Annotated in this window: 29 protein-coding genes, 1 rRNA gene and 2 pseudogenes; 15 read left to right on the forward strand and 17 right to left on the reverse strand. The window is 68.1% G+C overall.

The window, feature by feature from the left end; genetic code table 11:
* Window positions 1–264: 264 nt before the first annotated feature.
* The 5 genes from C5E41_RS31655 to C5E41_RS33555 form a co-directional block, all read right to left on the reverse strand.
* Window positions 265–1209, reverse strand: coding sequence for a hexose kinase (locus C5E41_RS31655; RefSeq protein ID WP_258081396.1), 945 nt, complete (start codon window positions 1207–1209; stop codon window positions 265–267).
* Complete coding sequence (locus tag C5E41_RS35590) at window positions 1206–2363, reverse strand: N-acetylglucosamine-6-phosphate deacetylase (RefSeq protein ID WP_104379364.1); 1158 nt, start codon at window positions 2361–2363, stop codon at window positions 1206–1208. Before C5E41_RS35590 ends, C5E41_RS31655 begins: the two co-directional genes overlap by 4 nt.
* Window positions 2360–3283 carry an ROK family protein gene (locus C5E41_RS31665; RefSeq protein ID WP_104379365.1) on the reverse strand — a complete coding sequence of 308 codons (924 nt, stop codon included), beginning with the start codon at window positions 3281–3283 and terminating at the stop codon, window positions 2360–2362. Before C5E41_RS31665 ends, C5E41_RS35590 begins: the two co-directional genes overlap by 4 nt.
* A complete protein-coding gene (locus C5E41_RS31670; protein ID WP_104379366.1) occupies window positions 3280–4209 on the reverse strand; it encodes an SIS domain-containing protein in 930 nt (309 codons plus the stop codon). The genes C5E41_RS31665 and C5E41_RS31670 overlap by 4 nt, the downstream gene beginning before the upstream one ends.
* 189 nt (window positions 4210–4398) lie before the next feature.
* On the reverse strand, window positions 4399–4614 hold the full coding sequence (locus C5E41_RS33555) for a hypothetical protein (protein WP_181063516.1): 216 nt from the start codon (window positions 4612–4614) through the stop codon (window positions 4399–4401).
* Here C5E41_RS33555 and C5E41_RS31675 point away from each other — a divergent pair.
* The 5 genes and pseudogenes from C5E41_RS31675 to C5E41_RS34630 all read left to right on the forward strand — a co-directional run.
* Window positions 4559–4984, forward strand: a pseudogene (locus C5E41_RS31675) (CatB-related O-acetyltransferase); the annotation flags it as partial. The gene C5E41_RS33555 and the pseudogene C5E41_RS31675 sit on opposite strands and share 56 nt — an antisense overlap.
* A gap of 4 nt (window positions 4985–4988) precedes the next feature.
* Window positions 4989–5204: a hypothetical protein gene (locus C5E41_RS35595; RefSeq protein WP_258081397.1), complete on the forward strand. Its 216-nt coding sequence runs from the start codon at window positions 4989–4991 to the stop codon at window positions 5202–5204.
* Between the two features lie 4 nt (window positions 5205–5208).
* A pseudogene (locus C5E41_RS36085) lies at window positions 5209–5316 on the forward strand (hypothetical protein); the annotation flags it as partial.
* A 71-nt stretch (window positions 5317–5387) separates the two neighbouring features.
* On the forward strand, window positions 5388–5597 hold the full coding sequence (locus C5E41_RS35600) for a hypothetical protein (protein ID WP_258081398.1): 210 nt from the start codon (window positions 5388–5390) through the stop codon (window positions 5595–5597).
* Window positions 5597–6595 carry an erythromycin esterase family protein gene (locus C5E41_RS34630; RefSeq protein WP_219823299.1) on the forward strand — a complete coding sequence of 333 codons (999 nt, stop codon included), beginning with the start codon at window positions 5597–5599 and terminating at the stop codon, window positions 6593–6595. The genes C5E41_RS35600 and C5E41_RS34630 overlap by 1 nt, the downstream gene beginning before the upstream one ends.
* A 208-nt stretch (window positions 6596–6803) precedes the next feature.
* Here C5E41_RS34630 and C5E41_RS31690 read toward each other — a convergent pair whose 3' ends face one another.
* The gene (locus tag C5E41_RS31690; RefSeq protein ID WP_104379368.1) at window positions 6804–8375 is read right to left on the reverse strand and encodes an ATP-dependent DNA ligase; all 1572 of its coding nucleotides are present in this window, start codon (window positions 8373–8375) and stop codon (window positions 6804–6806) included.
* Window positions 8376–8468: 93 nt separating this feature from the next.
* Here C5E41_RS31690 and ramB point away from each other — a divergent pair, with 93 nt between their 5' ends.
* From ramB to C5E41_RS31705, 3 genes are all read left to right on the forward strand, one after another.
* A complete protein-coding gene (gene ramB / locus C5E41_RS31695) occupies window positions 8469–9878 on the forward strand; it encodes an acetate metabolism transcriptional regulator RamB (RefSeq protein WP_104379369.1) in 1410 nt (469 codons plus the stop codon).
* A 225-nt stretch (window positions 9879–10103) separates the two neighbouring features.
* Entirely contained in the window at window positions 10104–10373 is a 270-nt protein-coding gene (locus tag C5E41_RS31700) for a hypothetical protein (protein ID WP_104379370.1), read from the forward strand.
* A gap of 82 nt (window positions 10374–10455) precedes the next feature.
* Window positions 10456–10995, forward strand: coding sequence for a carboxymuconolactone decarboxylase family protein (locus tag C5E41_RS31705; RefSeq protein WP_104379371.1), 540 nt, complete (start codon window positions 10456–10458; stop codon window positions 10993–10995).
* An 18-nt stretch (window positions 10996–11013) separates the two neighbouring features.
* Here C5E41_RS31705 and C5E41_RS31710 read toward each other — a convergent pair whose 3' ends face one another.
* Window positions 11014–11841, reverse strand: a complete 828-nt coding sequence (locus C5E41_RS31710) for a TetR/AcrR family transcriptional regulator C-terminal domain-containing protein (protein WP_104379386.1) — start codon at window positions 11839–11841, stop codon at window positions 11014–11016.
* 171 nt (window positions 11842–12012) lie between these two features.
* Here C5E41_RS31710 and C5E41_RS31715 point away from each other — a divergent pair, with 171 nt between their 5' ends.
* Window positions 12013–12429 (forward strand): VOC family protein, encoded by a 417-nt coding sequence (locus C5E41_RS31715; protein ID WP_104379372.1) that lies wholly within the window; start codon window positions 12013–12015, stop codon window positions 12427–12429.
* Here C5E41_RS31715 and C5E41_RS31720 read toward each other — a convergent pair.
* Entirely contained in the window at window positions 12402–13289 is an 888-nt protein-coding gene (locus C5E41_RS31720; RefSeq protein WP_104379373.1) for an SDR family oxidoreductase, read from the reverse strand. The genes C5E41_RS31715 and C5E41_RS31720 overlap by 28 nt on opposite strands.
* A 117-nt stretch (window positions 13290–13406) precedes the next feature.
* Here C5E41_RS31720 and C5E41_RS31725 point away from each other — a divergent pair, with 117 nt between their 5' ends.
* Window positions 13407–13805 (forward strand): winged helix-turn-helix transcriptional regulator, encoded by a 399-nt coding sequence (locus tag C5E41_RS31725; protein WP_104379387.1) that lies wholly within the window; start codon window positions 13407–13409, stop codon window positions 13803–13805.
* Between the two features lie 66 nt (window positions 13806–13871).
* Here C5E41_RS31725 and lpdA read toward each other — a convergent pair whose 3' ends face one another.
* Window positions 13872–15275, reverse strand: a complete 1404-nt coding sequence (gene lpdA, locus C5E41_RS31730) for a dihydrolipoyl dehydrogenase (RefSeq protein WP_104379374.1) — start codon at window positions 15273–15275, stop codon at window positions 13872–13874.
* Between the two features lie 78 nt (window positions 15276–15353).
* On the reverse strand, window positions 15354–16379 hold the full coding sequence (locus C5E41_RS31735) for a dipeptidase (protein WP_104379375.1): 1026 nt from the start codon (window positions 16377–16379) through the stop codon (window positions 15354–15356).
* Window positions 16380–16520: 141 nt separating this feature from the next.
* On the opposite strand from C5E41_RS31735, the gene C5E41_RS31740 reads away from it, so the two are divergent.
* From C5E41_RS31740 to C5E41_RS31750, 3 genes are all read left to right on the forward strand, one after another.
* Window positions 16521–18605 (forward strand): prolyl oligopeptidase family serine peptidase, encoded by a 2085-nt coding sequence (locus C5E41_RS31740; RefSeq protein ID WP_104379376.1) that lies wholly within the window; start codon window positions 16521–16523, stop codon window positions 18603–18605.
* Window positions 18606–18727: 122 nt separating this feature from the next.
* Window positions 18728–18946 (forward strand): three-helix bundle dimerization domain-containing protein, encoded by a 219-nt coding sequence (locus C5E41_RS36090; protein WP_104379377.1) that lies wholly within the window; start codon window positions 18728–18730, stop codon window positions 18944–18946.
* A 25-nt stretch (window positions 18947–18971) separates the two neighbouring features.
* Window positions 18972–19415 (forward strand): SHOCT domain-containing protein, encoded by a 444-nt coding sequence (locus C5E41_RS31750; RefSeq protein ID WP_104379378.1) that lies wholly within the window; start codon window positions 18972–18974, stop codon window positions 19413–19415.
* 3 nt (window positions 19416–19418) lie between these two features.
* Here the strand turns inward: C5E41_RS31750 and C5E41_RS31755 are convergent, their stop codons facing one another.
* The 6 genes from C5E41_RS31755 to C5E41_RS34640 all read right to left on the reverse strand — a co-directional run bounded on the left by C5E41_RS31755 (window position 19419) and on the right by C5E41_RS34640 (window position 25637).
* Window positions 19419–21059, reverse strand: coding sequence for an MFS transporter (locus C5E41_RS31755; protein WP_104379379.1), 1641 nt, complete (start codon window positions 21057–21059; stop codon window positions 19419–19421).
* Window positions 21060–21180: 121 nt separating this feature from the next.
* On the reverse strand, window positions 21181–22041 hold the full coding sequence (locus C5E41_RS31760) for an alpha/beta hydrolase family protein (protein ID WP_104379380.1): 861 nt from the start codon (window positions 22039–22041) through the stop codon (window positions 21181–21183).
* A 102-nt stretch (window positions 22042–22143) separates the two neighbouring features.
* Window positions 22144–24018 carry an NAD-binding protein gene (locus tag C5E41_RS31765; protein WP_104379381.1) on the reverse strand — a complete coding sequence of 625 codons (1875 nt, stop codon included), beginning with the start codon at window positions 24016–24018 and terminating at the stop codon, window positions 22144–22146.
* A gap of 48 nt (window positions 24019–24066) precedes the next feature.
* Window positions 24067–24699 (reverse strand): TetR/AcrR family transcriptional regulator, encoded by a 633-nt coding sequence (locus C5E41_RS31770; RefSeq protein ID WP_258081399.1) that lies wholly within the window; start codon window positions 24697–24699, stop codon window positions 24067–24069.
* Between the two features lie 205 nt (window positions 24700–24904).
* Window positions 24905–25273 carry a hypothetical protein gene (locus tag C5E41_RS34635; protein ID WP_219823300.1) on the reverse strand — a complete coding sequence of 123 codons (369 nt, stop codon included), beginning with the start codon at window positions 25271–25273 and terminating at the stop codon, window positions 24905–24907.
* A 97-nt stretch (window positions 25274–25370) separates the two neighbouring features.
* Complete coding sequence (locus tag C5E41_RS34640) at window positions 25371–25637, reverse strand: sigma factor-like helix-turn-helix DNA-binding protein (protein ID WP_219823301.1); 267 nt, start codon at window positions 25635–25637, stop codon at window positions 25371–25373.
* 316 nt (window positions 25638–25953) lie between these two features.
* Here C5E41_RS34640 and C5E41_RS31785 point away from each other — a divergent pair, with 316 nt between their 5' ends.
* On the forward strand, window positions 25954–26307 hold the full coding sequence (locus C5E41_RS31785) for an ArsR/SmtB family transcription factor (protein WP_104379384.1): 354 nt from the start codon (window positions 25954–25956) through the stop codon (window positions 26305–26307).
* Window positions 26304–26762 carry an SRPBCC family protein gene (locus tag C5E41_RS31790; protein WP_104379385.1) on the forward strand — a complete coding sequence of 153 codons (459 nt, stop codon included), beginning with the start codon at window positions 26304–26306 and terminating at the stop codon, window positions 26760–26762. Before C5E41_RS31785 ends, C5E41_RS31790 begins: the two co-directional genes overlap by 4 nt.
* A 138-nt stretch (window positions 26763–26900) precedes the next feature.
* Here C5E41_RS31790 and rrf read toward each other — a convergent pair.
* Window positions 26901–26979 (reverse strand): 5S ribosomal RNA (rrf, locus tag C5E41_RS36335); the annotation flags it as partial.

Here is a 26979-nt window from a genome sequence, read left to right on the forward strand (position 1 = left end):
GCCGGGGTCGGTGACCGGCTCGGGCGCGGCAGCGGGGTCGGGTGCGGGGTCGGGCATCAGCTCACCTCTTCCGGGAACTCCGGTTCGACGATCCTCTGGTTCGGCGATCCGAGGCACCGAGCATCGGCCCACGGCACGCAGACAACGACAAGCCCGTTCGAAATGTACCGCCCGGCGCCGCCGCGGTCGGCGCACGGACGCGGCGCGGCGCATCCCTCGGCCCGCGCCGCCCCGTGGTCCGAGGCAGCGCCGCACCCGGAAGTTTCAGCAGTCGCCGTCCGGATCGGCCAGCTTCTCGACCACGACCTCCGCGAGCACCCGCTGCCGCAGCGACAGGTCGATCTCGCCGGCCACGGCCATCACCACCGCCGCGGCCGAGGTGGCAACCGCGTCGGCGAGTATCGCGGGCCACTCCGGCCGGTCGGGTCCGGCCAGCGCGGCGATCACCGCCGCGGCCGCGGCATCGCCGGCCCCGATCGGATTGCCGGACAACGGCTCGGGCAGAACGGCCGACCACGCGCCGTCCGATGTCACCGCGACCATGCTGTCCGGGCTCCGGGTCGCGATCACCGCTCCCGTACCGGCGCCCACCAGCGCGGCGGCCGCCGCGGCCACCTCCTCGGTCGTGGCCGGGCGCGTCCCGGTCAGTCCCGCGAGTTCCTCGAGATCCGGCATGAGGATCACGCCCGGCACCCGGGCGGCGGCTTCGAGGGCGAGACCGTCCACATCACAGATCACCGGAACGCCGGCGTCAAGTCCGATGCGGGCCAGGTCGGCGGGCAGCGATGCGCGCACGCCGCCGGGCAGTGATCCGGAGACCACGATGCCGCCGGCCTCAGCGGCCAGCCCGCTCAATCGCACCAGCAGTTGATCCACCGCATCCGGATTGGTGAGTCGCGCCCCCGGCTCCCACAGCGAGGTCGCCGAGCCGTCGTGACTATCGCTGATCACGACGGTGCGCCGCACCCACGGCAGTGCGTGCACGAAGTCCACCGGCAGTTCCCGTTCGGCGGCGTCGGAGAACGCGTGATCAGCGAAACCCGTTGCGCGCGAATATTTCCCGATCTGATTGAGCACCCGGGTGACGTTGATGCCCTTACCGCCGACACGCTGCTCGACCGACGAAACCCGATGCGTCCGGCCGGGTTCGAAGTTCTCGACCCGATAGGTCATGTCGTAGGCCGGGTTCAGCGTCACGGTGAGGATCACCTCAACCACTGTCCTCGCCGCAGCACCGCGCGCAACTCCAGATCCGCGTCCACCACCAGCACATCGGCGAACATCCCCGGCCGCAGATCGCCGACGGTCGCCGCGCCGATCGCCGCCGCCGGCGTCGTCGCCGCCGCGCGCACCGCGTCGACCAGATCCACACCGCATTCGTGCACCGCCCAGCGCAGGCACTGCAATTGCGTCGCGGTTCCGCCGGCCAGGGCGCCGCTCGGCACCCGCGCCACGCCCGCTTCCACATGGACCGCCTGCGGGCCGAGACGGTAGTCACCGTCGGGCAGACCGGCCGCCTGCATAGCATCGGTCACCAGCGCGACGCGGTGTCGCGCTGTCGCGAAAACCAGTGCCCCGAAACCCGATTCGATGTGCACGCCGTCTCCGATCAATTCGACCACCACCTCGCCGGCCGCCGCACCCACCAGTGCGGCGGCGACCGCTCCGGCCGCGCGATGGTGCAGCGGCACCATGGTATTGGCGAGGTGCGTGACCAGGGTACCGGATCCGTTGGGCGCCAACGCGTCCCGGAACTGTTCGTAACCGGCGTCGGTATGGCCGAGCGCCACCACCACGCCGTGGTCGCCGAGCTGCGCCGCGGCGGTGGGGAATCCAGGGCGTTCGGGCGCCAGCGTCATCACGCGCAGATGTCCGTCCGCGGCATCGAGCAGCCGCCGGATCAGTCCGGGATCGGGATCGAGGAGATAGCGGGGATCCTGCGCGCCACAGCGCGTTTCGGAAAGGAAAGGTCCTTCGACGTGAATTCCGGCGATCTCACCGTCGGCGGCCACCTCGCGCAGCGCCGCGACCTGCGCCACCATCGTGTCGGGTGCGGCGGTCACGATGCTCGCCAGCACCGTCGTGGCCCCCTGCCGATGGTGATAGCGCGCCGCCGCGCGCGCCTGTTCGGGATCGGTGGTGTCGAATCGGTGACCATATCCACCGTGGTTGTGGATGTCGACCAGGCCGGGCAGCAAAGTCCCGAGATGCGGCGGCGGTTCGGCGCCCCGGTTGCCGAACGTCCATTGCGCGAGGGGCCGCACCGCCTCGATGCGGCCGTCCAGCACCTCGAGCACAGCATCGTCGATGACCCCGGCCGAGGTGACCAGGCGGCCACGAAGCACCTGCTGTCCATCGTTCATTCGAGGACCTCCAGCCGGGCATACCGGGCCGCGCCCACCACTCCGGCCCGCGCACCGAACGCACCCATGACGACCTGCGGAACCGGTGCTACTCGCACCAGCCGCTCCAGACGTGCGCGCAGCCCGTCGCTCAGCACCGGCCCGGCGCCCGCCAGCCCGCCACCGAGCACGATGCGCTGCGGGCACACCGCGTGCACAACCCCCAGCAGTCCGTCGGCCAGTGCGTCGATCGCGTCGCCGATCACGGCCCGGGCGAACGCGTCGTCCGGCAAAGCCGCGAAAACCGCTTCGGCGCCGTCGATTTCACGGCCGGTGCGCTCGCGGTAGGCCCGCGTGATGGACGGACCGGAGGCCACGGTTTCCACACACCCGATATTTCCGCAGGAGCAGCGTCGCCCGTCGCGCCGCACCGGAATATGCCCGTATTCACCGGCCTGCCCGGCGCCACCACGCACGAGCCGCCCTCCGACGGCCAGTGCCCCGCTGATTCCGGTGCCGAGATTCACCACCAGCACGTCATCGGCGCCGCGCCCGGCGCCCAGGCGCCACTCCGCCCAGCCGGCCAGGATCACATCGTGTTCGATCAGCACCGGAAATCCCCACCGGTCCTCGAATCGACGGCCCACCGACACATCTCGCCAGCCGATATTGCTGCTGAACACCGCCAGCGACCGTGCCGCGTCCACGAGGCCCGGCAGTGCCATCGCCCCGCGACGCAGCCCGGCCCGCGTCTCGGAGGAGACCTCGGCCAGCAACCGGTCGCCCAGCGCGGCCATGGCGTCGAACGCCCGCTCACCGGGCGGGGTGGGCACCATCGCGGCGGCCTCGACCCGGCCGGCGGAGTCGCTGACCTCCGCCTTGATCGTGGTTCCACCGACATCCATGGCGAGGACCGGATCGAGCTCCCTCGCCTCGCTCATCGCAGAATCACCGATCGCCGCAGCCCGCGCGGATGGTCGGGATCCAGCCCCAGATCCGCGGACCGCAGCAGGCACAGCCGATGCACGCGCACGAGTTCGGCCATCGGATCGATATCGCGATATTCGACATGCGCTCCGGTAGCGGCGATGTCGTCGCGCAGCCCGGCGGCGACGGGGCCCAACGCCCACACCGCACGACCGGGCGCCGCGATACTGATGGGACCGTGCCGGTATTCGTTCGCGAGATATCCTTCCGCCCAGGCCCGGCAGGATTCCCGCAATTTCAACCCCGCCTCCTCGGCCAGCGCGGCGGCGAAGCCCGTTCCCACGAAGGTGATCTGCTCCGCGTGCCGGACAGCGGCCGGCACACTCGACTCGGCGGCCTCGGCCAGGACCGCGCGAGCCTGCTCGATCGCCGGTACGAGATCCTCCCCCAGATGCCACCGTACTATCGCGAGAGCCGTTGTCGCGAAGCGGGTTTGGACCACCGAACGCTCGTCGACCGCGTCGATGAGGATCGGCTCGGCGAGCTCGAGTACCGGCGTCCTCGGGCTGGAGCAGATCACGGTGCGCGCCACCGTGGCAGGCATCGCCCGCATCGCGTCGACCACCTCGGTGGTGGTACCGGAACGGCAGATCACCAGGTAGCGGTCGTAATCACGGCCGGCGCGCACCGCACTCGCCGGCCACGCGTCGGTGAGGCCGTGACCGGCCGATTCCCGGAGTTCGGCGATCGCGCATGCCATGAAGTAGGAGGTGCCGCAGCCGACGACCGCCACCCGCTCACCGGGGCTGGGCAGCAGTGTTCGGTGCTCCGCCGCGACCGCGGCGGCCCATGCCCAATCGTCGGGCTGGGTGGCCACCTCGGCGGCCAGATGGGGCCGGGGCGGATGCGTGCGATCCGAGCTCTCGGTGGAGGGCGGCACGGTCTCAGAATCGGACCGCGATTCGATCGTGTCAACTTTCCCCTGCCGATTTCCCCTGCATCGCCCCGGCGGCGGAATGAGCAACCCACAGGCCGCGCCGGATCCGCGATCCGCGCCCTGCCGTGGATCGGCCCGGTGATCATCCTGATCGCCGCCGTCGCGGAGTTCTACGGCAGCGACGCGTAATCCCTAGCCCGCGGCGAACGCACCCGCTTGCGCCGCCAGCACCGCCGCGGTGGCCGCCCGCCGCGGACCATCGGGGTCGGCCGAGGTCCGCACCAACACCAACTGGTGATACAGCGGTGCGGTCGCCGCGACAAGCACTGCGCGCGTATCGGTTTCGGCGGGAATGAACGGCGCCAGCCACCGCATGGACGGGCCCTCGACCTTCCCGTTCCCGACCATGGGTGGCGCATGGTCCCGGCACGTCGACCTTCTCATGGAGCTGCCCGATCGCGGCGACACCGTGGTCGGCAACGACGTCTGGATCGGCTACGGCGCAACGGTGTTGCCCGGAGTGCGCATCGGTCACGGCGCCATCGTCGGCGCCGGTTCCGTGGTGACCTCCGACGTCCCGGACTACGGCATCGTCGGCGGCAATCCGGCCCGGCTCATCCGCCACCGCTACAGCGCCGCCGACATCGACCGCCTCCTGGCCCTCGCCTGGTGGGACTGGCCGCTCGCGCATATCGACGAGCACGTCCGCACGATCATGTCCGGCACCGTCGACGACCTGGAGAAAGCGGCGTCGGCGCAGACCTCCCGAATCGAGTAACCGCATGCCCGAATCACCCGCCCCCGTCTCGCTCGCCGACTGGCTGCGCGGCCACGCCGTGCCGCTGACGCACCTCGATCCCGACGGTCCGCTCGACGACCTGGAACCGCTGCGCGAGATCATCGGCCCGGCCCGGGTGGTCGCGATCGGCGAGAACTCCCACTTCGTCACCGAATTCCAGCGGATGCGGCGTCCTGGCCTTCGAATACGGCTTCAGTGAGGGCCTGCTCCTCGACGACTGGGCGCAGGGCGCGGGGACCGACGACGATCTGGCGGACCACCTGGCCGGGACCATCCCGGTGGGAGTCGGCGAACCGTTGCGCTGGATCCGCCGGTACAACGGCACGGGCGCCACGCCGGTGCGCTTCGCGGGTATCGACATTCCGGCTCCCTGCTCCCCGCATTGGGCCCGGTCGCCGACTACCTGCGCGCGGTCGATCCGCAGACGCTGCCGGCGGTCGAGACGGCGATGCGGATCGCCGCTTCCTTCGCCGGCGCCTCCGCGGCCTCGGCCGCGCCGGCGTGGTCGCGTATCCCGGCCGCCGAGCGGGACACCCTCAGCGCCATTCTCGCGCGTCTGCTGATCCGTTTCCGCGCCGTCGAAGCGCTGTAGTGCCCCGCAGCGATCAGCTGCGACGCCGCGAACCCGGAACCCGGATCGTCCTGGCCGCGCACAACGCCCATATCCAGAAGGAGCCGGCCTCCTTCGACGGGCAGCGGCTGGCCGGCTTCCCGATGGGGCACTACCGGCGCCACGCGCTCGGCGACGACTACTTCGCCCTGGGCTTGACCAGTACCGCGGGACAGACGGCCGAGATGCTCCCCGACGAGAGCGCGCCCTTCGGCTTCACCGTCGCGCCAACGCCTTTGGAGCCGGGCGAGCCCGGCAGTATCGAGGCCGCCTTCTCCGAGGCCGGGCTCGGACCAGGGCTCGCCGATCTCCGCCGTGCACGCCGTGCGGTCGGCCCGCTATACCACCCGAGCCGCACGCGTTGCAGAGCGCCTACCTCCACGTCCCGGTCCTCGACGCCTTCGACGGCATGCTCGACACCTCGATCTCCACCGTGGCCGACCTGGACCGCGGAACGCACTGAGACTCAGCGGCATTCAGCCGAGCCCATCGCACGCAGCGATGCCAATCAGAAACATTGGGCGTGGAGTATTACGGTCGTGGAATCGCTCCCACCCAAACACCTCCTGCTCGAGGCCTGCCGGGGTCTGACCTACGACGGTCACCCCGTACTGAAATGCGCGTGCCGCCTCAGCGAATTGCACGAGCAGAGACTGTCCGCCGCGCCCGGGCCGACCCTGGACATCGATCGCGATAGGGCACAACTGGTTTCCGATATCGATCGCTGGGTCGCCACCGAATTACCCCGGGCGCACGGCGGCGCACGCATGCACACCGAAACGGTCGGCACCGTGATCGACCGGCTCGCCCAGTTCTCCGCACTGGCCTATCTGACGCTGACGGACGAACCGGAACAGGTGATGCACGACGCCTGGCGGCGGCTGTCGGAATTGGCGGTGGCCTACGACCATCTGGCCGCTGAGGTGACCGCGGGCCTGTGCCGGCTGCCGGATCTCAGCGGTCACCGCGACGAGGAATGAACCACCGGCCGAACGGCGGCGCGGGCGAGGGAACCGACGCCGCCGATGGCTGGGATGAGCGGATCAGGGCAGTCGATCCGCATCGGGGCGACCCGACACACCGATCCTGCGCCGACATCCTCGAGATAGCCCCGGATGTTCCTGTGAAACGGCTGGCAAGCGGGCAGGCCGACCGTTTTCACAGGTCAGCGTCGTCCCGGGCGGGTTCTCAGGCCGTCGTCGCCGGGGCCGCCGGTTCGGCGGGCATCAGTGCGCGCACGGCATCGATGGTGTCGGCCTGTGCGGGCTCCTTGTCCGGCCGATATCGCACCACCCGCGCGAATCGCAGTGCCACGCCGCCGGGATAGCGCGCACTGGTCTGCACCCCGTCGAGGGCGATCTCGACGACCAACTCCGGCCACAGATAGACGGTGTGGCCGTCGCGGGCGCGCTCGTGGCGCGGAAATTCCGCGGTCTGCCAGTGCAGCAGCGCGTCGGTGAGCCCCTTGAAGGTCTTGCCGACCATGATCGGATCGCCCCCGTGCGGATCGCGCGCGCCCAGGTGCAGATTCGACAGGTATCCGGTGCGGCGGCCGTATCCCCATTCGGCGCCGAGCACGACCAGATCGAGGGTGTGCGCCGGTTTGACCTTCTGCCACGCCCGGCCGCGGCGTCCGGCCGCATACGGCGCGGACAGCGATTTGATCATGATGCCCTCATGCCCCGCGGCCAGCGCACCGTCGAAGTATTCGGCGACGGCCTCGGGCTCCGGATCGATCAGCGCCGGAATCATCTGCGCGCCCGCCACTTTCGCCAACGCTACGCGCCGCTCGCGCAGCGGGGCATCGAGCAGATCCCGGCCGTCCAGGTGCAGACAGTCGAAGAAGTACGGATGCAGCAGCAGTTCCCTGGTCGAGCTCACCGTCAGCCGCGGCTCCTCCGAGGCCGGATCGGCGGCGAACCGGCTCATCGTCTCCTGAAAGGGACGCGGCCGGCCGGAGTCGGTGAGCGCCAGCGTCTCGCCGTCGAGAACCACACTGTCACAGGGTAATTCGGAGACCAGCTGCACGAGCTCCGGCACGCCGGAGGTGATGTCGCGCAACGTGCGCGTGAACACCCAGACCCGAGGGCCCTTGCGGTGCACCTGAATCCGCGCACCGTCGAGTTTGTGCTCCACGCTCACGTCACCCTCGAATTCACCGAGTACATCGTCGAGAGTGGCGCCGGGCGAGGCCAGCATCGGCTGGATCGGACGGCCGACCTCGAGCCGGAATTCCGACAACGCCTGCGCGCCGCCGGAGATCGCCGCGGCGGCGGTCACCGGCAGGCGGCCGGAGAGCATATAGGCCCGGCGCACCAGCTCGGCCGGCACGTCGGCCGCCTTGGCCACCGCCTCGGCGACGATCGCGGTCAACGCGCCCTGGCGCAGCTCCCCTGTCAGCAGGCGGATCAAGAAGGCGCGTTCGTCGTCGGTCGCTCGAGCGAGCAGGGCGGTGAGCAGTTCCCGCCGCCGCGCCACCGATCCGGATCCGGCCACGGCGGCCAATTCCGTCAGCGCCTGATCGACCGCGGCGACGGTGAGCGACGATTCGGGCGCGGGCTCCACCTCGATGCCGGCGACCGTACGCCAGCCCGCGCCCAGCCGGCCCTGCGGTAGCTCACCGGAAATCCACGCGACGACCGGCATCAATTCATCCGATTCGGCCCGGCCCAGCAGTTCGGCCAGCCCCGCGATCTTGACCTTGCGCGACGCCGATGCCCGCACCGATTCCGACGCCGCGACCACATCCGAAAGCAGCACGGACTCGACGGTAGCCGCTCGGTGTGACATATAGCTCGAGTCCACTGCTAATTCTCCATTGGCAGCTGTGCGAAAGGTCCATAGTCTGGACATATGGCCAAGACTTACGTCGGGGCGCGACTGCGACAGCTGCGCACCGAACGAGGGCTGAGCCAGATCTCACTCGCCAAGAAGCTGGAGATCTCGGCGAGCTACCTCAACCAGATCGAACACGACGTGCGTCCGCTCACCGTACCGGTACTGCTGCGGATCAGTGAGGTGTTCGGCGTAGACACCAGTTTTTTCGCCTCCCAGGACGACACTCGCCTGATCGCCGAGCTGCAAGAGGTGGTGATGGACACCGAACTCGGGATCGAGGCCGATGCACACGAGATCGCCGATATGGTCTCGGCCCATCCCAGCCTGGCCCGGGCGCTGGTGAATATGCACCGCCGCTACCGCAACACCACCGCGCAGCTGGCCGCGGCCACCGAGGACCGCTTCTCCGACGGCAGCGGGTCGGGCTCCATCTCCCGTCCACACGAGGAGGTGCGCGACTTCTTCTATCAGCGCCAGAACTACATTCACGAATTGGACACCGCCGCAGAGGAATTGGCGACCCGCATGCGCCTCCACGGCGGCGATCTGCGGCGCGAGCTCACCCGTCGGCTCACCACCGGATACGGCGTGCAGATCGTGGAGCGGATCGACCTGGGCGAGGGTGTGCTGCACCGCTACGACCCCGAGGCTCGCAAACTCGAGATCGCCCCGCACCTGTCGGGCGGTCAGCGCGTCTTCAAACTCGCCACCGAACTGGCGTATCTGGAATGCGGTGATCTGATCGACAAGTTGGTCGAAGAGGGCAATTTCGCCTCCGACGACACTCGCACGCTCGCGAAACTCGGCCTCGCCAACTATTTCGCCGCGGCCACGGTGCTGCCGTACTCGCATTTCCACGAGGTCGCCGAGGATTTCCGCTACGACATCGAGCGGCTGTCGGCCTTCTTCGCGCAGAGTTACGAAACGATCTGCCATCGGCTCTCCACCCTGCAGCGGCCCAAACTGCGCGGGGTTCCCTTCTCGTTCGTCCGCGTGGATCGTGCGGGGAATATGTCGAAACGTCAGTCCGCCACCGGATTCCACTTCTCCTCCGCGGGCGGGACCTGTCCGCTGTGGAATGTGTACGAGACCTTCGCCTATCCCGGCCGGATCATGACCCAGATCGCCCAGATGCCCGACGGGCGCAAATATCTGTGGATCGCACGCACGGTCGAGCGGCGCGCCACCCGCTACGGGCAGCCGAGCAAGACCTTCGCCATCGGTCTGGGCTGCGAATTGCGCCACGCCGGACGCGTGGTCTACGCCGACGGCTTGGACCTCAACGATCCCCAGGCCACCCCGATCGGCGCCGGCTGCCGCGTCTGCGAACGCGCCAACTGTCCACAGCGCGCGTTCCCGCCCCTCGGCAAGTCCCTGGATATCAGCGAGCATCGCAGCTCGATCTCGCCGTACGTCCTGCGCTGAGCGGGCGGGTCCGAACGCCGGCACATCCCGGACGCGGGCGAGCGATGTCCCGATTCAGCGGATACCTGGCCCACAGCGAGGGGCGAGCCCACGGCGAGTGATCGAAACTCGAGGAGCCGCGATCCGATCCTCCAGAGGAGCACCGTCGCGCACCCGCTTCCCGGGGCGGCGGGCACCGAACTCCACATTCGCCAGGACGAATTCCCCGCCCAATTCGCCGCCGACGTGCCGGCCGACATCGCCGCCACGATGGCGATCACCCAACGCCCGGTCGCGCTCGCCGCGCTCGAGCAACCGGCTTCGGCAGCGGCGTGGCGCGCCGTCCCGGCCTATTCCCCGGTCACCACCGAGGACAAGAACATCCCCGTGGAGTCCCAGCGGTTCATGTCCGGACGGGCGGCCGAGCACACCGTCGAAGTCCGAGCATCGCACGCGGTTTCCGTGTCCGACCCCAGCGCCGTCGCCGAGCTGATTCTCCCGGCCGCCCAGCGATAATCCGACGCCCGACCGCGGCGGGCACCGGTGGCGGGCCCGCCGCGGGCAGCCACCGGTGCGGGCTTTTTTGTTAGCGTGGGGCATGGTGTCGACGGAGCCACGGATCGCACCCGGTCGCCTGCGCGAACTGGGCCCGGTGAATTGGATTGTCTGGCAGGTGTTGTCCCGCGCGGCCGGCACCGACGACGCCCATCTGTTCAGCACGCTGGGCCGCACCGGCGGCCTGTTCCGCGGCTGGCTGCATTTCTCGGGCCGGCTGATGCCCGGCGGCAAACTCTCGCGCCACGAGACCGAACTGGTGATCCTGCGCGTCGCGCATCTGCGGAATTGCGCATACGAGACCGACCACCACATTCGCCTGGGCAAACGCGCCGGTGTCACCAAGGAAATCCTGGCGCGCCTGCGCACCGGTCCCGAAGCCGAGGGCTGGTCGGACAAGGAACGCGCGCTGCTCACCGCGGTGGACCAACTGGTGACCACCCGCGACGTGGACGACGCCACCTGGTCGGCTCTGGCGCAGCACTACGACGAGAAGCGCCTCATCGAAATCGTCCTGCTGGCAAACCAATACGAAGGTCTGGCCAGCACCATCACCACCTTGCGCATCCAAACCGACCACTGAGCCGGACGCAACGGCGGCTTATTCGGGCCGCCTGTTCGGGGTCTCGGACCGTTCGATGAGGACGGCCAAGCCGTCCAGGACGCGCGCCAGACCGAAATTCCAGGCGTGCTCGGCGCTGTAGGCGCTGTCGTGAGCCTGCCCGGCGGCCGAGCCGACCCGCGCGGCCAGCGGAAAACGCTGCGGATCGAAGACCTGTGCCAGGACCGGGACCGTGCGTTCCCACCACTCGCGATCCGACAGTCCGCTGTCGGCGGCCGCACGATCGGTATCGATCGCGATGCGCGCCACCGCGGTGACGAAGCCGAGCAGGTAGGTCAACGCCGCGTCCATCTCGACATCGCTGAGCCCGAGTCCGTCGAAGGCGCTCAGTTCGTGGTCGTATTTCGCGGCGAGGCCCGGACCGAGCGGTGGCCGGGTGGTCGGCACAGAGGCCACCCAGCGGTGGCGGGCGAGCATCGAGCGATTGTCCTGCGCGACGGCGCACACGCGTTCCCGCCACGACTTTCCGGTCAGGTCCGTGCGCGGCATCCGGCCGTACACCGAATCGAGCATGAGGTCGAGCAACTCGGCCTTACCGGGCACATAGGTGTAGGTGGCCATCGGAGTCAGCCCGAGTTTCGCGGCGACCGCCCGTATGGTCAGCGCCTCCAGGCCCTCGGAATCGGCGATGTCCACCGCCGCCGCCACCACCTCGTCGACACTGCTGCGCTGTCTGGGGCCGCGCCCGGACACGCGGCCCGGCTGCCGCCAGAGCAACTCCAGCGTGCGAGCGGGATCGCCGGCGCCGGCTCGCTCACCAGCGGCGCGCGCCCGGCGGGGCCGCTCCTCGGCCGAATTCTCTCGCACCCGATCTCCCGGTTTCACCTGCCGTGCCGCCGCGGTTCGACGTTGTGCGCATCGTATCGAGTCGCGCGCGCCTTCCAGCGGCCGGAATAATTCTCTACGATGTACAGTATACTTAGTAGAGAGTTATTGGCTCGCGTGGCACGGCGCCCCGCGCCCACCCCGAGGAGGACCGTGAACATCACCGCATCCGCCGTCTCGCTCAACGTTCCCGACCCGGACGCGTCGGCGAACTTCCTCGGCACCCACTTCGGATTCACCGTTGACATGTCGGCCGACGGATTCATCTCGCTGACGCGCCCCGACGCCGGATTCCACGTGATCTTCCTGCGCACCGGGCTGGACACGTTCGAACCGGCCCGCATCGCGGGTGCGGCCGGTCAGGGGTTGCTGATCGTCTTCACCGTCGACGAGATCGACGCCGAATACGAGCGCGTACGAGCCGAAGGGGTCGAGATCGTGACACCGATCGAAACCGAGCCGTGGGGCGAGCGCTACTTCCAGACGGTCGACCCCAACGGCATCATCATCCAACTGGTCCAGTGGGTCGGCGATCCGGGCACCTACGATGCGGGCGCGACCGGATCCTGACCCGGTCCGCGGTCGAGTGCGCTACCCAGCACCTCGGCCGCGGACGTCGACGGCCGGCCGATCAGTTTCTGCAGATCGCCACTGGTCACATCCAGCCATCCAGCGCGCAGTCCGGCATCGGAATCGGCCAGCACCTGCGCGAAATCGCCGGGGACACCAGCCTTTTCCAATCCCGCCACGTACTCGTCCCGCGGCAGATCCTGATACCGCACCGACTTCCCGGACACGGCCGAGATCACCCCCGCCACCTCGGCGAGCGTCAGGTGCTCGTCGCCACCGAGCTCGTAGACCTGCCCCGCATGACCGTCGGTGGTCAGCACCACCGCGGCGGCCTCGGCATAGTCGGCCCGTGCGGCCGCCGCGACCAGCCCGTCGCCGGCCGAGCCGTACAGCACGCCCGATTCCAGGGCCGCGTCCAGACCGTTGAGATAGTTCTCCCAGTACCAACTGTTACGCAGGAAGGTGTGCGGCACAGCGGATTTCGCGATCACCTCTTCGGTGCCGCGATGCTCCTGCGCGAGAATCATCGGATTCTGTTCGGCTCGCGGAATGCTGGTGTAGGCCAGGAGCTCCACGCCGGCCCGCTCGGCGGCGCGCACGACATTGCTGTGCTGATCGACCCGCACACCGAATTCGTTGCCCGACACCAACAGCACTCGATCCACACCCTCGAGGGCGCGGTCCAACGCTTCCGGATCGTCATAGGCGGCCTGCCGCACCTGCACACCGCGCTCGGCCAGGCCCGCAACCTTGGCCGGGTCCCGAACGACAGCGACCACGGGCCCCGCATCCCTGTTCAACAGCGCCTCGACGACGAGACGGCCCAGCTGTCCACTGGCCCCGGTGACGGCGACGGTCATAACCCAACCTCCAGATCTGATGTACGGAATATCGAGCACTAACTATTAGTTAGTGCTCGATATTCCCGCAACACCGACGACAAGTTCACTACTACAGCGATGGGTAGCATCGAGAGCATGACGAGTCGGCAACTGCGATCGGCGGAGGACGCCGATCCGACCCTGGAAGCCGACGTCTTCGCGCGCAACTGCCGCTCCCGGCCGGTGCTGCAGAATGTCGCGAGCCGCTGGGGCGCGCTCGCGCTGGTCGCCCTGCGCGAAGGTCCCTACCGTTTCAGCGCGCTGCGCCGTCGCGTCGACGGCATCAGCGAACGCATGCTGTCGCAAACACTGCAGGCCCTCGAACGCGACGGCATGATTCACCGCGAGGTTCAGCAGGCCATCCCGCCGCGCGTCGAATACACCCTCACCGATCTGGGCGCACGGGTCGCCGATCAGCTGTACGGCCTGATCGCGATCCTGGAGGACAACATCGACGCCATCATGGCGGCGCAGGACACCTACCACCGCGACTGATCGGACCGCATACGAAAACGGCCCGGTATCAGGCATATTCGCCGATACCGGGCCGTCAGGCGGAGATCAGAAGTTGATCATGTGACCCGCGAGACCGTGGAACGCCTCCTGCAGCGCCTCGCTCAGCGTCGGGTGGGTGTGCACGTTGCGCGTGAGTTCGTTGACGGTGAGGTCCCACTTCTGGGCCAGCGTCAGCTCGGGCAGCAGCTCCGACACATCCGGGCCGATCAGGTGACCGCCGAGCAGCTCACCGTACTTAGCGTCGGCGACCAGCTTCACGAAACCGGTCGGATCGCCCAGGCCGTGCGCCTTACCGTTCGCGGTGAACGGGAAGGTCGCGACCTTCACGTCGTACCCCTCGTCGCGGGCCTGCTGTTCGGTGAGGCCGAAGCTGGCGACCTGCGGCTGGCAGAACGTCGCGCGCGGCATCATCCGGTAGTCGCCCAGCGGCAGCGTCTCGGCACCCCCGATGGTCTCGGCCGCGACCACGCCCATCGCCTCGGCCACGTGCGCCAGCTGCAGTTTCGCGGTGACGTCGCCGATGGCGTAGATGTGCGGCACGTTGGTCCGCATGTAGTCGTCGATCGCGATGGCGCCGCGCTCGGTCAGCTGCACTCCGGTGTTCTCCAGGCCGAAGCCCTTGACCCGCGGCGCGAAACCGACGGCCTGCAGCACCTTGTCGACGGTGACGGTCTCGACCGAACCGGACTTGTTGTCCTTGATCGAGACGGTGACCTTGGAACCGTTGTCCTCGATGGATTGCACCGAGGCACCGGTGGTGATGGTGATGCCGAGCTTCTTGTACGCCTTGGTGATCTCCTTGGAGACATCGGCGTCCTCGTTCGGCAGCGCACGGTCGAGGAACTCCACGATCCGCACGTCCACGCCGTAGTTCTTCAGGACGTACCCGAACTCCATACCGATCGCGCCCGCACCGACGATCAGGACCGACCCCGGCAGATCCCGGGTCATGATCTGCTCCTCGTAGGTCACCACGTTCTGCGACAGCGAGGTGCCCGGCAGCAGCTTGGTCTCGGTGCCGGTGGCGATGATGACGTTGTCGAAGGTGACGGTTTCGGTGCCGCCGCTGCTCAGCTCGACCGAGAGGGTGTTCGCGTCGGTGAAGGTGCCCTTCCCGTCGAACTCGTCGATCTTGTTCTTCTTCATCAGGAAGTGGACGCCCTTGACCCGGCCGTCCGCGACCTTACGACTTCGATCGAAGGCGGCACCGAAGTCGAAGCTCGCCTGTCCGGAGATACCGAACGTCTTCGCCTCCTTGGTGAAGATATGGGCCAGTTCCGCATTGCGCAGCAGTGCCTTGGACGGAATGCACCCGACGTTCAGGCACACGCCACCCCAGTATTTCTGCTCGACGATCGCTGTTCGCAGGCCGAGTTGAGCGGCGCGGATCGCGGCGACGTAACCGCCGGGACCAGCGCCGAGAACGACGACATCGTAGTGGGAAGTCACGGGAACGAGCCTAGCGCTGTTGCCGGAAGCTCACTCATCCATCCCCCGCAGGGGTGAGAGGGCGGCCACAGCGTGCGGCTACTTCCAGACCGCCCGCGCGGCACGGGCGAAATTCCCGTGGAAGATCGCCGCGCGTTCGGAGTCGATGAAACCCCTGCGGGCCAGGACTTCGTCCAGTCCCGCGACGAGGGGCCGGGCGTCCGGGTCGTCCACATCCGTCCTCAGATGCGGCGGCCGTCCCAGCAGATCCTCGGGCGGCACCCACTGCAGCGGCCCCCACCGCGTGTAGTCCTCGGAGAAGTTCTCCGGCGCGGCCGCGATCTCCGCGTTGAACTGGTCCCCGTCGAACGAGAAGTCCGAGCCGATCCCGATGTGCTCGACGCCGACCAGATCGGCGCCGTAGGCGATGTGGTCGGCCATGGCCTCGATCCGCGCGGCCCGCCCCTCGACGCGGTTGCGGCCCAGAAAGATTCCGACGCCGTTGATGCCGATCACACCACCGGTCGCCGCGCACGCACGCGCCTGGTCGTCGCCGATATTGCGCGGATGCGGCCACAGCGCCGCGAAATTGGAGTGGCTGTAGATCATCGGCCCGCCCGCGACCTCGGCGATATCCAGTCCGGTGCGCCGCGAACAGTGTGACCCGTCGGCGAATATCCCGACCTCACCCAGCGTGCGGATGATCGTGCGGCCGTAGGGAGTCAGGCCGCGATCGTCGGGATCCAGGCATCCGCCGCCGGCCGCGTTGGCGTGGTTGTAGGTCGGCAGCAGCGAGCGCACGCCGAGCGAATGGAACAGCGCGATGTTGTCCGGATCGCCGTCCAACGGCCGCGAATCCTCCAGATCGAAGGCGAGCGCGATGCGGCCCTGGAGACCGGATGCCACCTCGGTGTCGCCGACGGACTCGACGAGCCGGAAACGTCCGTCCGCCAGCGCCTTCCGGCGCAGCAGGTGGACCATGGCCAGCGCGTCCTCGATCGAATGCAGTGAGTAACCCACATTCACCGACAGGTATGAGCCGGCCGGGTAGCGCGTCAGTTCGGTGACATCGGCGGACGGGAGGATCGGCAGGCAGCAGTGCTGCTCCCAGAGCGGATGTGCCACCGCGGTCCTCCTTCCGGCATCGCCGAGGCGTCCAGCAACTGTACGGAGTTGTGGCCGCACGGGCGACCGGACACGGCGGCGCGACGCACCCGCGGCACCTCTCGACCTCGGCGGACCGATCGGTAGGCCAGAATGTGTCCCATGAGCGGTGCCGAGCAAACGACCGACCCGTACCTGTGGCTCGAGGATGTCACCGGCGAACGTGCCCTGTCCTGGGCACGGGCACACAACGAGGTGGTGATCGAACGCTTCGCCACCTCCGAGCGGTTCGACGCCCTCGACCATCGCATCCTCGCCATGCTCGACACCGACACCCGCATCCCGTACCCGACCCGACGCGGGCGCTGGCTCTACAACTTCTGGCGCGACGCCGAACACCCTCGCGGCCTGTGGCGGCGCACCACCTTCGACGAATATCGCGGTGACGATCCGGCCTGGGATGTGCTCATCGACCTGGACGCCCTGGCCACGGCCGAGGACGAGAACTGGGTCTGGGGCGGGGCGGCGGTGCTGCGTCCGGACCAGGAACTGGCCTTGATCAGCCTGTCCCGCGGTGGGGCGGACGCCAAGGTGGTGCGCGAATTCGATCTGACCACAAGGCAATTCCGTCCGGCGGCAGCGGGTGGCTTCCACCTGCCCGAGGCCAAATCACAGGTGCGCTGGATCGATGCCGACACCGTCTACGTGGGAACGGATTTCGGCCCCGGCACGCTCACCGACTCGGGATATCCGCGGCTGGCCAAGCGCTGGCGCCGCGGCACCCCGCTGTCGGAGGCGGAAACCGTATTCGAGGGCGAACCCGGCGATGTGATGGTGTCGGCCGGCTACGACCGCACCCCCGGATACGAGCGCCACTACGTCGCCCGCGCCACCGACTTCTTCAACGAATCGGTCTATCTGCTGGATGGCGACGGCACGCTGCGGCATATCGACGTACCCACCGACGCGTCCGAATCCTGGTACAAGGATTGGCTGCTGGTGCAGTTGAAATCGCCGTGGGAGGTGGGCGGGCGCAGCTACCCGGCCGGCGCCCTGCTGGCCATCGACATCGACGACTTCTTCGCCGGCGCACGCGATTTCGAGGTGGTTTTCGAACCCGACGCGCACACCTCACTGCACGGCTACGGCTGGACCGAGAACCACCTGCTGCTGATCACGCTGGAGGACGTGCAGACCAAGCTGTACGTCCTGACTCCCGGCACGGCGACGACCCCGGGCGCGGGCTGGACCCGCGAACCGCTCGCCGACACCCCGCCGATGGCGACCACCAACGTCATGAATCTGGATCCGCTGGAGAGCGGTGACGAATTCATGCTCACCACAAGCGGTTTCACCACTCCGGCGACACTGCTGGCGGGGTCGGTGGGCAGCCCGGCGGTAGCCCTCAAGCGGGAACCGGCGTATTTCGACGCCGATGGCATCGACACCGAACAGTACTTCGCACGATCCGACGACGGAACCATGGTGCCGTACTTCGTGATTCGTCACCGCGACCACAAGGGCCGGCCCGGCCCGACCGTCGTCTCGGGCTACGGCGGCTTCGAGGTCTCCCGCACCCCCGGCTACAGCGGTGCCTCGGGAATGGGCTGGCTCGAACGCGGCGGCACCTGGGTGATGGCCAATATTCGCGGTGGCGGCGAGTACGGGCCCGAATGGCACACCCAGGTGCAGAAGGCCAACCGCTACAAGGTCTACGAAGATTTCTCCTCGGTCGCGAAAGACCTCGTCGCGCGGGATATCACGACCGCCGAACAACTCGGTGCCGTCGGCGGCAGCAACGGCGGCCTGCTGATGGGCGTGATGCTGACCCGCTATCCGGAACTGTTCGGCGCCATCGTCTGCCAGGTGCCGCTGCTGGATATGAAGCGCTACCACCTGCTGCTGGCGGGCGCGTCCTGGATCGCCGAATACGGCGACCCGGACAAGCCCGAGGAATGGGAGTACATCAGCGAGTATTCGCCCTATCAGCGGGCGATGGCGGCCGATCCGGCACGCCCCTATCCGCCGATCCTGCTCACCACCTCCACCCGCGACGACCGGGTCCACCCCGGCCACGCGCGGAAGATGGCGGCACTGCTGGAATCTCAGGGCCGGACCGTCTGGTACCACGAGAACATCGAGGGCGGTCACGGCGGTGCCGCCGACAACAAGCAGATGGCCTTCCAATCCGCGCTGATCTACGAGTTCTTCACCCAGATGCTGATCGGGCGGCGCCCCACCGCCTGACCAGGGCACGCTCCTGTGGACAGAGGACCGATGGCCCATAGCAACCAGGGCCTTTGGCCTCTGGGGTGGGATCCAGCACACTGCCATTCTCGGTTCGGGGACCGAGAACGACAGGATTCGCGATGCGCACACCGACAGCGGTCGGGCCGGCAGACACCGTAGATAGGCTCATTGCCGAATTCGGCGCTCGACTGCCGCGCCCGGCCATCGAGATCGCTGTCGCGCGCGCCCTCCGAGACCTGCGCGGATCACCGGTCCCGGCCCTACCGGAACTCGTCGAACGGCTTGCCCGTCAGCGACTCACCGATTCGGCCATCTCTCCGACCACAGCGGTTCGGTAGCGGGTTCTCGAGAGGAGCACACAGCATGGATACGTTCTGGGATTACCTCTGGTACACGATTCTGGTCTTCGCCTTCGTGGCCTACCTGATCATCCTGTTCCAGATCCTGACCGATCTGTTTCGCGATCACACGGTCTCCGGCATCGCCAAGGCCGCATGGGTTATCTGCCTGGTGATATTCCCGTACCTCACGGCTCTGGTCTATCTGGTCGCGCGCGGGAAGGGCATGGCCGAGCGAGCCCAGCACGCCCAGGCCGAAGCCAAGCAGGCCGCCGACGACTACATCCGTCAGGTGGCGGGCAAGTCGCCCGCGGAGCAGATCGCCGACGCCAAGGCCCTGTTGGACTCCGGCACGATCGATGCGGCCGAGTTCGCCCAGCTGAAGGCCCACGCGCTCGGTCACAACGGCTCCGGCGCAGGCAATGCCGGTCCCGGCAGCGTCGACCGGGGCAATCTGGCAGCCCGGTAGCGACTACCCGGCTCCGGCCTCCGTGTCGGCCTCCGTGTCGGGCTCCGGGTCGGAGCCGACGGCCCGCCGTGGTAGCCGGCCGGTGAAGAACAAGGCGGTGACGGCCAGCACCGCCGTCACCGCGAAGGTCACCTGCAACGCCAGCAGCCGGGCATCGGAATTGACCGTGACGACCGCGTCGGCGGTCGACTGATCGACTCCGGCGGCGGCGAGCGACTGTTGCAGTTGAGTATTCGACAGGAACGGCACGCCATCGGCCAGTTCGGTGCCGGCCCGCTGCGCGACCGAGGGCGGGACCGTGGGGTTGTCCTCGATCCCGCTGATCACCGAGGAGGTCAGCGTGGCGATCAGAATGGAGCCGATCAGCGCGGTGCCGAGCGAGGCGCCGAGATTGGTCGCGGTGTTCTGCAGCCCGCCGACCTCCGCACTCTGCGAATCCGGCACCGCCGACACGGTGATCGCCCCCAGCTGCGAGGCCAGCGCACCCAGCCCCAGACCCATGAACAGCATCGGCACCGACACCACCCCGGCGTCGGCCCCGGGGTCCATACCGCCGGCCAGCAACAGAATCCCGAGGATCATCGAACCCAGTCCCAGGCGCACCACCCGCCGCGGATTCGCATGCGGCAAGAATTTCGGAATTCCCGCCGCGGCGGCGACGAGCGCGATCGACAGCGGAAGGATGCGCACACCGGTTTCGAGCGCACTCAATTCCAGCACCACCGACAGGAACAGCGGCACCGAGAAGAACACCCCGGCCTGAACCGCGAACTGCGCGAAGAACATCGCCAACCCGCCGCCCAGCTGTCTATTGCCGAACAGCCGGGGATCGACCAGCGGCTCCCGGTCCGATCGGATCAGCCTGTTCTGCCACCGCAGGAATGCGTACAACACCAGCAGGCCCGCCAGTATCAACCAGATCACTGGGGACAAACCCGCGATCTCGGTACCGCCGGGGCGCGGGCGGATCCAGCCCCATTCGCTGGACCGAAGCACCCCGAATACGACGGCCCCCAGCCCGGCGACGGACAACACCGAACCGACGAGGTCCAGATGCACCCGTTGCGGCGGTGCGTCCGCTACCCGGCGCAGCACCAGCAGAATCACGACCACGACCACGACCTCGCCGAAGAACACGTACCGCCAGGAGGCGAAGGTCGTCACCGCCCCGCCCACGAGCGGGCCCACGGCCACGGCCATCGCACCGGCGGCGGCCACCAGTCCGTATGCGGCGGCGCGGCGTTCGCGGCCGAAGTTCGCCGCCACCAGCGACACGATCGCCGGCATGATCAGCGCCGCCCCGATGCCCTCCAACAGCGACCAGCCCAGCAGCAGCACACCCAGATTCGGCGCCAAGCCGGTGACCAGCGAACCCGCGCCGTAGACGACCAATCCGACGCCGAATGCCCGCCGCCGCCCCAGAATCGTTCCAACCTTGCCGCCGGTGACCATCAGCGATGCCATCACCAGCGTGTACAGCGTGATAGCGGTTTGGATCCCGGTGATCGTCGTGCCGACGTCGTGGGCGACCGTCGCCATCGAGACGTTCATGACGGAACTGTCGAGCGTCATCAGGAATTGACCGGAACCCAGCACCGCCAAGACGAGTGTGGATCCGGAGGCGGCGCCCGACCGCGTCGTCACTCCCGCCGCGCTCGTGGTCGAGCCGACGGGGGACGACGGCCGGAGCACCGGTTACGGCGGTCGAACCACCTGCGCATTCCCCTATTGAAGCACTCGCGCCCCCGGAAGCGGCGGCATTCGGCTACAGGTCGCGCACCCACTTCTCGATGCGGTCGACGGTCGCTTCCGGATCGATGATCCAGCCGTTGTGCCCCAAGGGTTTCGGCTCGTGCCAGGTGCTCACGCGCGCCTTGGGGAGCTTCTCCAGCAGATGTGCGGCCGAACTGCGCGGGGTGAGATCGTCGCCGTTGACGGTGATCGAGAGGACCGGCAGGGTGAGCCGCGCGATGCGCTCGTCGTAGTCGATATCGGCGCCGACCGGCACGAACCGGCCGGTGCGGGCCAGCCGCGCCCAATCGGAGATGAGCACCTTGGACTGCCGCCCGAAACCGCCGGCGGTGATTCGATCGCCCGGCCAGAAACCGGCGAGGTTCGCGGTCAGCGAGATGGCGGCCGGTCCGACCAGCATCGCGGAGCGGGCGATTCCGCCGTACCCCCGGTAGTAGGGAGTGCCGGAGGCGACGAGAATCAACCCGCCCAGCCGGCCCCGGATCCGCGCGGCGTACATGACCCCGAGCTGGCCACCCATACTGTGCCCGAGCAGCATCGGCGTACTGTCCGGAAAACGGGTGCGCACGGCCTGGAAAATCGCCGGAAAATCGACCGACACGAGCTCGTGGTAGCCGTAGGTACTGGACGAACTCGGCTTCGGCCGGCTGTCACCGTTACCGCGCAACTCCCCGATCGCCGCATCGAACCCGCGTCGCGCCAGCTCCCGCGCGAAGTCCCCGTAGTACTCGCCCGGCACACCCAGACCCGGAATGATCACGATGACCGGACGCGGGGCATCCGCGGTGATGGCATGCCGGTGCGGACCGCTCGCGGCGACGAACCGCACCGGCACCGTCGACCCGTCCGGCATCTGGATCGGAATCGTCTCCATACGCGCACGCTACCGCGAGCCACGTCCCGGCCGCCGACGCCCGGCCCCCTTCTTCACCAGCTCACAAGGCCCACCGGTCCACAAGCCCAGGGGCCCACCGCCTCACGAGCCCACCGCATCCGGCTCGGCCGACCCGTCCGCGGATCGCTGCCCGGTCGCCCGGTCCGCCGTTTCCTCCGCGGCATCGGCCTGCGTATCGGCGACCCTCTCGTTCTTCGCGTCGGCGACAGTCCGGCCCGCAGCCTCCGCAACTATTCCCTCCGCCGCGTCGGCGACCGATTCCCCCGCCGCGTCGGCCACCAATTCCTCCGCCGCTACGACGGCCTCGCGTGCCGTGTCGTCCACCGCCGGTGCGCAACTGCGCTCCAGGAGCTCGTCGAGCCCCAGTCGAGTCGCCACCACCACCAGCTGATTGCCCGCGGCGAGTACCCTCTGCGCCGCAGGCTGCCATTCCGGCGCGTCGCCGACCGCCGGCTGCACCGCGATGACCCGGGTGTGCTCCGCCGATCCGAGGTCGGCGATCCGCAGCCCGATCAGTGCCGATCCCGGCTCCACCGGAACCTCCGCGACCAGCAGGGTGGCCTGGTTGATCGTCAGGGTCGCGATCACCCGCCGCTCCACCACCGCCGCGGCGAATCCGTCGGCGGCCAATTGGAAGACGCTGCGTACCACTGCCTTCCCGAGGCTGCGCTGTACCCGGTCGGCCAGGTCGTCGTCGGAGACGCGCAGCACCACCCGCAGATCGTCACGGTAGGACTGGCCGAGCATCGCGGCCTCCAGATTCACCGCGTCACTGGAGGTCAGCAGGACCAGCGCACGCGCCTTCGGCACACCCACCGCACGCAGGGTGTCCTCCCAGGTAGCCTGGCCGATCACCACCGGTACCCCCAGGCTGCGAGCCAGCGCGATACCGCGCGCGTTCTCGTCGTAGTCCAGCCCGACCACCGGTACGCCGAGGTCGCGCAACTGTTCCACCACGCGCATCCCGACGTTGCCCAATCCCGCGACCACCACGTGGTTTTCCATCCGCGAGGGGTCGATCGAATATTCCGAGAGCTGCGCCCGCAGGACTCCGCCCACCACCAGTGCGGTGATCACCGGCGTCATCGCCAGCCCGGTGAAGACAACACCCAGTTGCAGGATCTTGAACAGCGGTTCGCGCCCCGGCTCCGGCTGCGCCGCACCCGCCGAATCCAGCAGTGTTTCGTATACCGCTGTGCCCCAGCTGTTTCCGATCAACACCATCGTGACGCACACGGCCGCGATGATGATCAGCATTACCAGCAGCAGCCGGATCAGATCGTGGCGGACCAGATAGCGCAGCTGGTTCAGCCAGCGGCGTCGTGCCCCGGGGGAGTATGGCACCCGCCCGGCCAGAGCCAGCACCCGGTCCGCCGGTGCGTGCGGCGAGCGCAACGCGATCGCGCCCGGCCCGCCGGCCAGTCCGGACACCACCCGGTCCGGCGGCGCATCACCGACCGCGGCGACATACAGCGTGCGTTCCCCCAGCCGTAGATAACCCTGCGCCTTCTCGCCGAGAGCCGCGGCGATGAACGACGGCGCGGCCATCTCCGAGATCGACAGCACCACACAGTCGGAGAACAACCGGCGGATGCGAAAACCCAAGCCGGTGTTGAACATTCGAATAACCAGCCGGATCCGTGGGTTGAGTTCGTGCGCGCGCAGCGCGGCGTGGAAGTTCTCCACATCCGCCTGATCCACCAGGGCCAGGGCCAGCGCCCGCTCCACCCCGGCCGCGCGCAGAACGGTTTCGTCCAGGCGCTCGGCGCACAGAATCCGGACCCGCTCCAACTTCTCCAGCTGCGGTACGTAGCTACCGTTGCGATTCGGCAGTACCGCGGTCACGGTGGCGTCGGGGAAGCGGTTGGTCAGCTGCAGGGCCAGCTGATGGACGAGCGGGTTGTCGCCACAGACGACGAATGTCGGGGACTGCCCGCCCCCCGGCGAAACATGCACGTATCGATGCTAAAGCGAATCCCGTTCGGCGGCACGATGCTTCGCCGATCAGGCGCTGACCGCACCCATGATGACGCGGCGCAACACCCTGATCACCTCGTCGAGGGGCCGGCGTGGCTCCGAGCCGCTCCACTCGTCGACCACATAATTCACCGCACCGATGACGGCGAGCATGCGCGTTTCGTAGTCGCCGCTGGGAATCTCGCCCTGCAGTGCCGCGTCCTCGGCCGCGCCGGCCAGTAGCGCACCCCATGCGCGCCGCAGCTCCAACCGGAACTTCTCCACCTTGGGCCCGGCGCCCACCACCTCGACCAGAGCGACGCGGGCCTTACGCGGATCGCGCCCGATGGACTCGATATAGGCGCGCACCCCGGCGTCGATGATCTCGATGGCACTGGCATCGGCATGCGCGTCCAGCGCGGCGACCACCGCGTCCCGGGATTCCCGGTCGATCTGTTCGTAGAGTTCCAGCAGCAACGATTCGCGACCGGTGAACTCCTCGTAGAACTGACGCGAGGAAAGTCCGGCGTCTTTGCAAATGGCTCCGACCGAGCTATTGGCATACCCGTCTCTGGCGAACACCGTCAGTCCGGATTCCAGAAAACGCGCACGTCGTTGCCGCTGCCGGTCTTCTACGGGCTGCCCGGCGTACATCCTGCCCGCGTTCGTTTCCTGTGACATCGCGCCAGACAATACCGAAGGGCCCGATTCCCTCGTCACGGATCGGGCCCTTCGCTTACACCTCCGACTGACCGCGCGTTAGCCGGAAGTTGTCTCTATGGTCGGAGCGTCGATGCTATGACTGCGCTCTTCATGTCGCGGATGGTTTGCCAAAACGGAGGATAGTCGATAACACCTAGACAACGGAAGAGTTTGAAGGAATTTTCTAGGTTTTATTTTCGCAACGATTCCATCGGGAAATAGTCGCGGTGCGCGACGGCAGTGCGAGCGGAAGGCCGAAGCGCGGGAAGTTCTCAGCGGGCGGGAAATGAGTGAGCGCCGAAATACCCTCCGGGCCGCACGTCGTCACCAGAAGTCCGGTCGCCCGAAACGTCCTATCCACCCGGCGGGAATAGCAGCCGAATGCCGGCTGCGCATTGGCGCGCACCGATTGCAGCCGGATCTGCGCCCCGTCCCGAAATGCGGGAATACCGCGGAGGAATTCGCCGATCGCCGCGCGGCCGTGGTACTCGTGCGGCCACGGCGGCATGGTCAGCCACGCTTCGTCGGTGAGCAGCGCGACCACGGCGCCCACATCGGCCGCCTGGAAGGCCCGCGCGAAGCGCTCGGCGAGCGTGCGTTCCGCGGGCGACTCCGGCGCCGGCTGCCTGGCCACGCTACGAGACAGACGCTCAGCGCATGTCGGCCACCTCCGCCGTATTGAACTCGAGCACGTCACGCAGGACGAGCACGGCGGCCTGGCGCGGCGGAAGTTGTTGCAGCAGTGCGATCAACGCCAATTCGACCGAGGCCCGCGCGGTCAGCACCTGCTGCGGATCCAGCAATGCGTCAGGGACTGCGTCCTCGGCGTCGTACATCGACCCCAGCATCCGGTAGCAGTGCGTACGCAACTCGGCACGGTAGGGCTCGGTGAGCTCGCGAAAGGTCCGCTCATCCACACCATCGTCTGCGACGCACCCGCGGGACGCCTCGAAGGTGCGGCGGCCTACCTCGAATTCCTGGAACCCTTCACCCGAATCCTCACCGGAGCAACGATATTCGCCGCCTTCGGGAACGAGACCACCGCGCTCGTCTGCTACGACACCGCGACCCTCCCGGTGCCGAGCGCCCCGCGGCCGAACTGGTCACCGTCGCCGACGGCCGAATCACCACCAGCCGCTTCATCTTCGACCGGCTGCCGTTCGAAGCAGCACGCGCGCGACAACAGTTAAGTAACTACTTGACTATATAGGCAGGGTCCCTACACTTAAGTGGGTGCTAAACCAATCCGAGCGCCTGGACCTGATCTTCCGGGCGCTCACCGACCCCACCCGCAGATATCTGCTCGAGCGGCTCAGCCGGGGACCGGCGGCAGTCAGCGCCCTGGCCGAGCCGCTGGAGATGAGCCTCGCGGCCGTTGTGCAGCATCTGCAGGTCCTGCAGGACGCTGGCCTGGTCCGGTCGGAGAAGGTCGGCCGGGTGCGCACCTGCCACCTGATCCCGGATGCACTGCGTCCCGCCGAAGACTGGTTGCACGCGCGGCAGACCCCGTGGGAACGCCGCCTCGACGCGCTCGGCACAACCCTTGCCGAGCACCCCGCACACCCCGAACCCGAGGAGTCGTCATGACGGCCACACATTCCCTGGTCCATTCCACCTTCACCCTCGAACGCGACTATCCCGCGCCTCCCGCAACCGTTTTCGGTGCGTGGGCCGACCCGGAACGGAAGGCGGAATGGTTCAGCGCGCCCGGCACCGACCACGAGCTCGACTTCCGGGTCGGCGGTCGCGAGGTCGCCGCCGGCGTCCACGATGGCAAGCGGATGACCTTCACTACCACTTACCAGGAGATCGTCCCCGACGAACGCATCGTCTACACCTCCACGATGGGAGTGGACGACGCCGTCGTCACGGTCTCGCTGACGACGGTCGAATTCGCCGAAACGGCCGCCGGCACCCGACTGACCCTCACCGAGCACGGCGCCTATCTCGACGACTACGAGAAGCCCGAATGGCGGGAACAGGGCACCAGCGACCAACTCACCGCACTCGAGCGACGTCTGCGGGAATTGTCGAGCCGATAAGCGACGGTCTCATCGGTGGCCGGCTCAGCGCCCCAGCTATTGCCGACGGCACCGGAAAAAAAGAAAGTGAAATCCGGATTGTGTCCGGATATGCGGGAGGCCCCCAACCTGCTGGTTGGGGGCCTCCCTGAATGTATGTTCCGGCGGTGTCCTACTCTCCCACACCCTGTCGAGTGCAGTACCATCGGCGCAGGTGGCCTTAGCTTCCGGGTTCGGA

The sequence above is a fragment of the Nocardia nova genome (assembly GCF_002933465.1).
GTDB classification, from domain to species: Bacteria; Actinomycetota; Actinomycetes; order Mycobacteriales; family Mycobacteriaceae; genus Nocardia; species Nocardia nova_B.

What these genes read in the sequence shown, in the direction of transcription:
- C5E41_RS35590 (WP_104379364.1), bottom strand. Translation starts at nt 2,363, where the DNA reads ATGAACGATGGACAGCAGGTGCTTCGTGGCCGCCTGGTCACCTCGGCC.
- C5E41_RS31665 (WP_104379365.1), bottom strand. Translation starts at nt 3,283, where the DNA reads ATGAGCGAGGCGAGGGAGCTCGATCCGGTCCTCGCCATGGATGTCGGT.
- C5E41_RS33555 (WP_181063516.1), bottom strand. Translation starts at nt 4,614, where the DNA reads ATGGTCGGGAACGGGAAGGTCGAGGGCCCGTCCATGCGGTGGCTGGCG.
- C5E41_RS35595 (WP_258081397.1), top strand. Translation starts at nt 4,989, where the DNA reads ATGCCCGAATCACCCGCCCCCGTCTCGCTCGCCGACTGGCTGCGCGGC.
- ramB (WP_104379369.1), top strand. Translation starts at nt 8,469, where the DNA reads ATGGCCAAGACTTACGTCGGGGCGCGACTGCGACAGCTGCGCACCGAA.
- C5E41_RS31705 (WP_104379371.1), top strand. Translation starts at nt 10,456, where the DNA reads ATGGTGTCGACGGAGCCACGGATCGCACCCGGTCGCCTGCGCGAACTG.
- C5E41_RS31720 (WP_104379373.1), bottom strand. Translation starts at nt 13,289, where the DNA reads ATGACCGTCGCCGTCACCGGGGCCAGTGGACAGCTGGGCCGTCTCGTC.
- C5E41_RS31725 (WP_104379387.1), top strand. Translation starts at nt 13,407, where the DNA reads ATGACGAGTCGGCAACTGCGATCGGCGGAGGACGCCGATCCGACCCTG.
- C5E41_RS31740 (WP_104379376.1), top strand. Translation starts at nt 16,521, where the DNA reads ATGAGCGGTGCCGAGCAAACGACCGACCCGTACCTGTGGCTCGAGGAT.
- C5E41_RS36090 (WP_104379377.1), top strand. Translation starts at nt 18,728, where the DNA reads ATGCGCACACCGACAGCGGTCGGGCCGGCAGACACCGTAGATAGGCTC.
- C5E41_RS31750 (WP_104379378.1), top strand. Translation starts at nt 18,972, where the DNA reads ATGGATACGTTCTGGGATTACCTCTGGTACACGATTCTGGTCTTCGCC.
- C5E41_RS31760 (WP_104379380.1), bottom strand. Translation starts at nt 22,041, where the DNA reads ATGGAGACGATTCCGATCCAGATGCCGGACGGGTCGACGGTGCCGGTG.
- C5E41_RS31770 (WP_258081399.1), bottom strand. Translation starts at nt 24,699, where the DNA reads ATGTCACAGGAAACGAACGCGGGCAGGATGTACGCCGGGCAGCCCGTA.
- C5E41_RS31790 (WP_104379385.1), top strand. Translation starts at nt 26,304, where the DNA reads ATGACGGCCACACATTCCCTGGTCCATTCCACCTTCACCCTCGAACGC.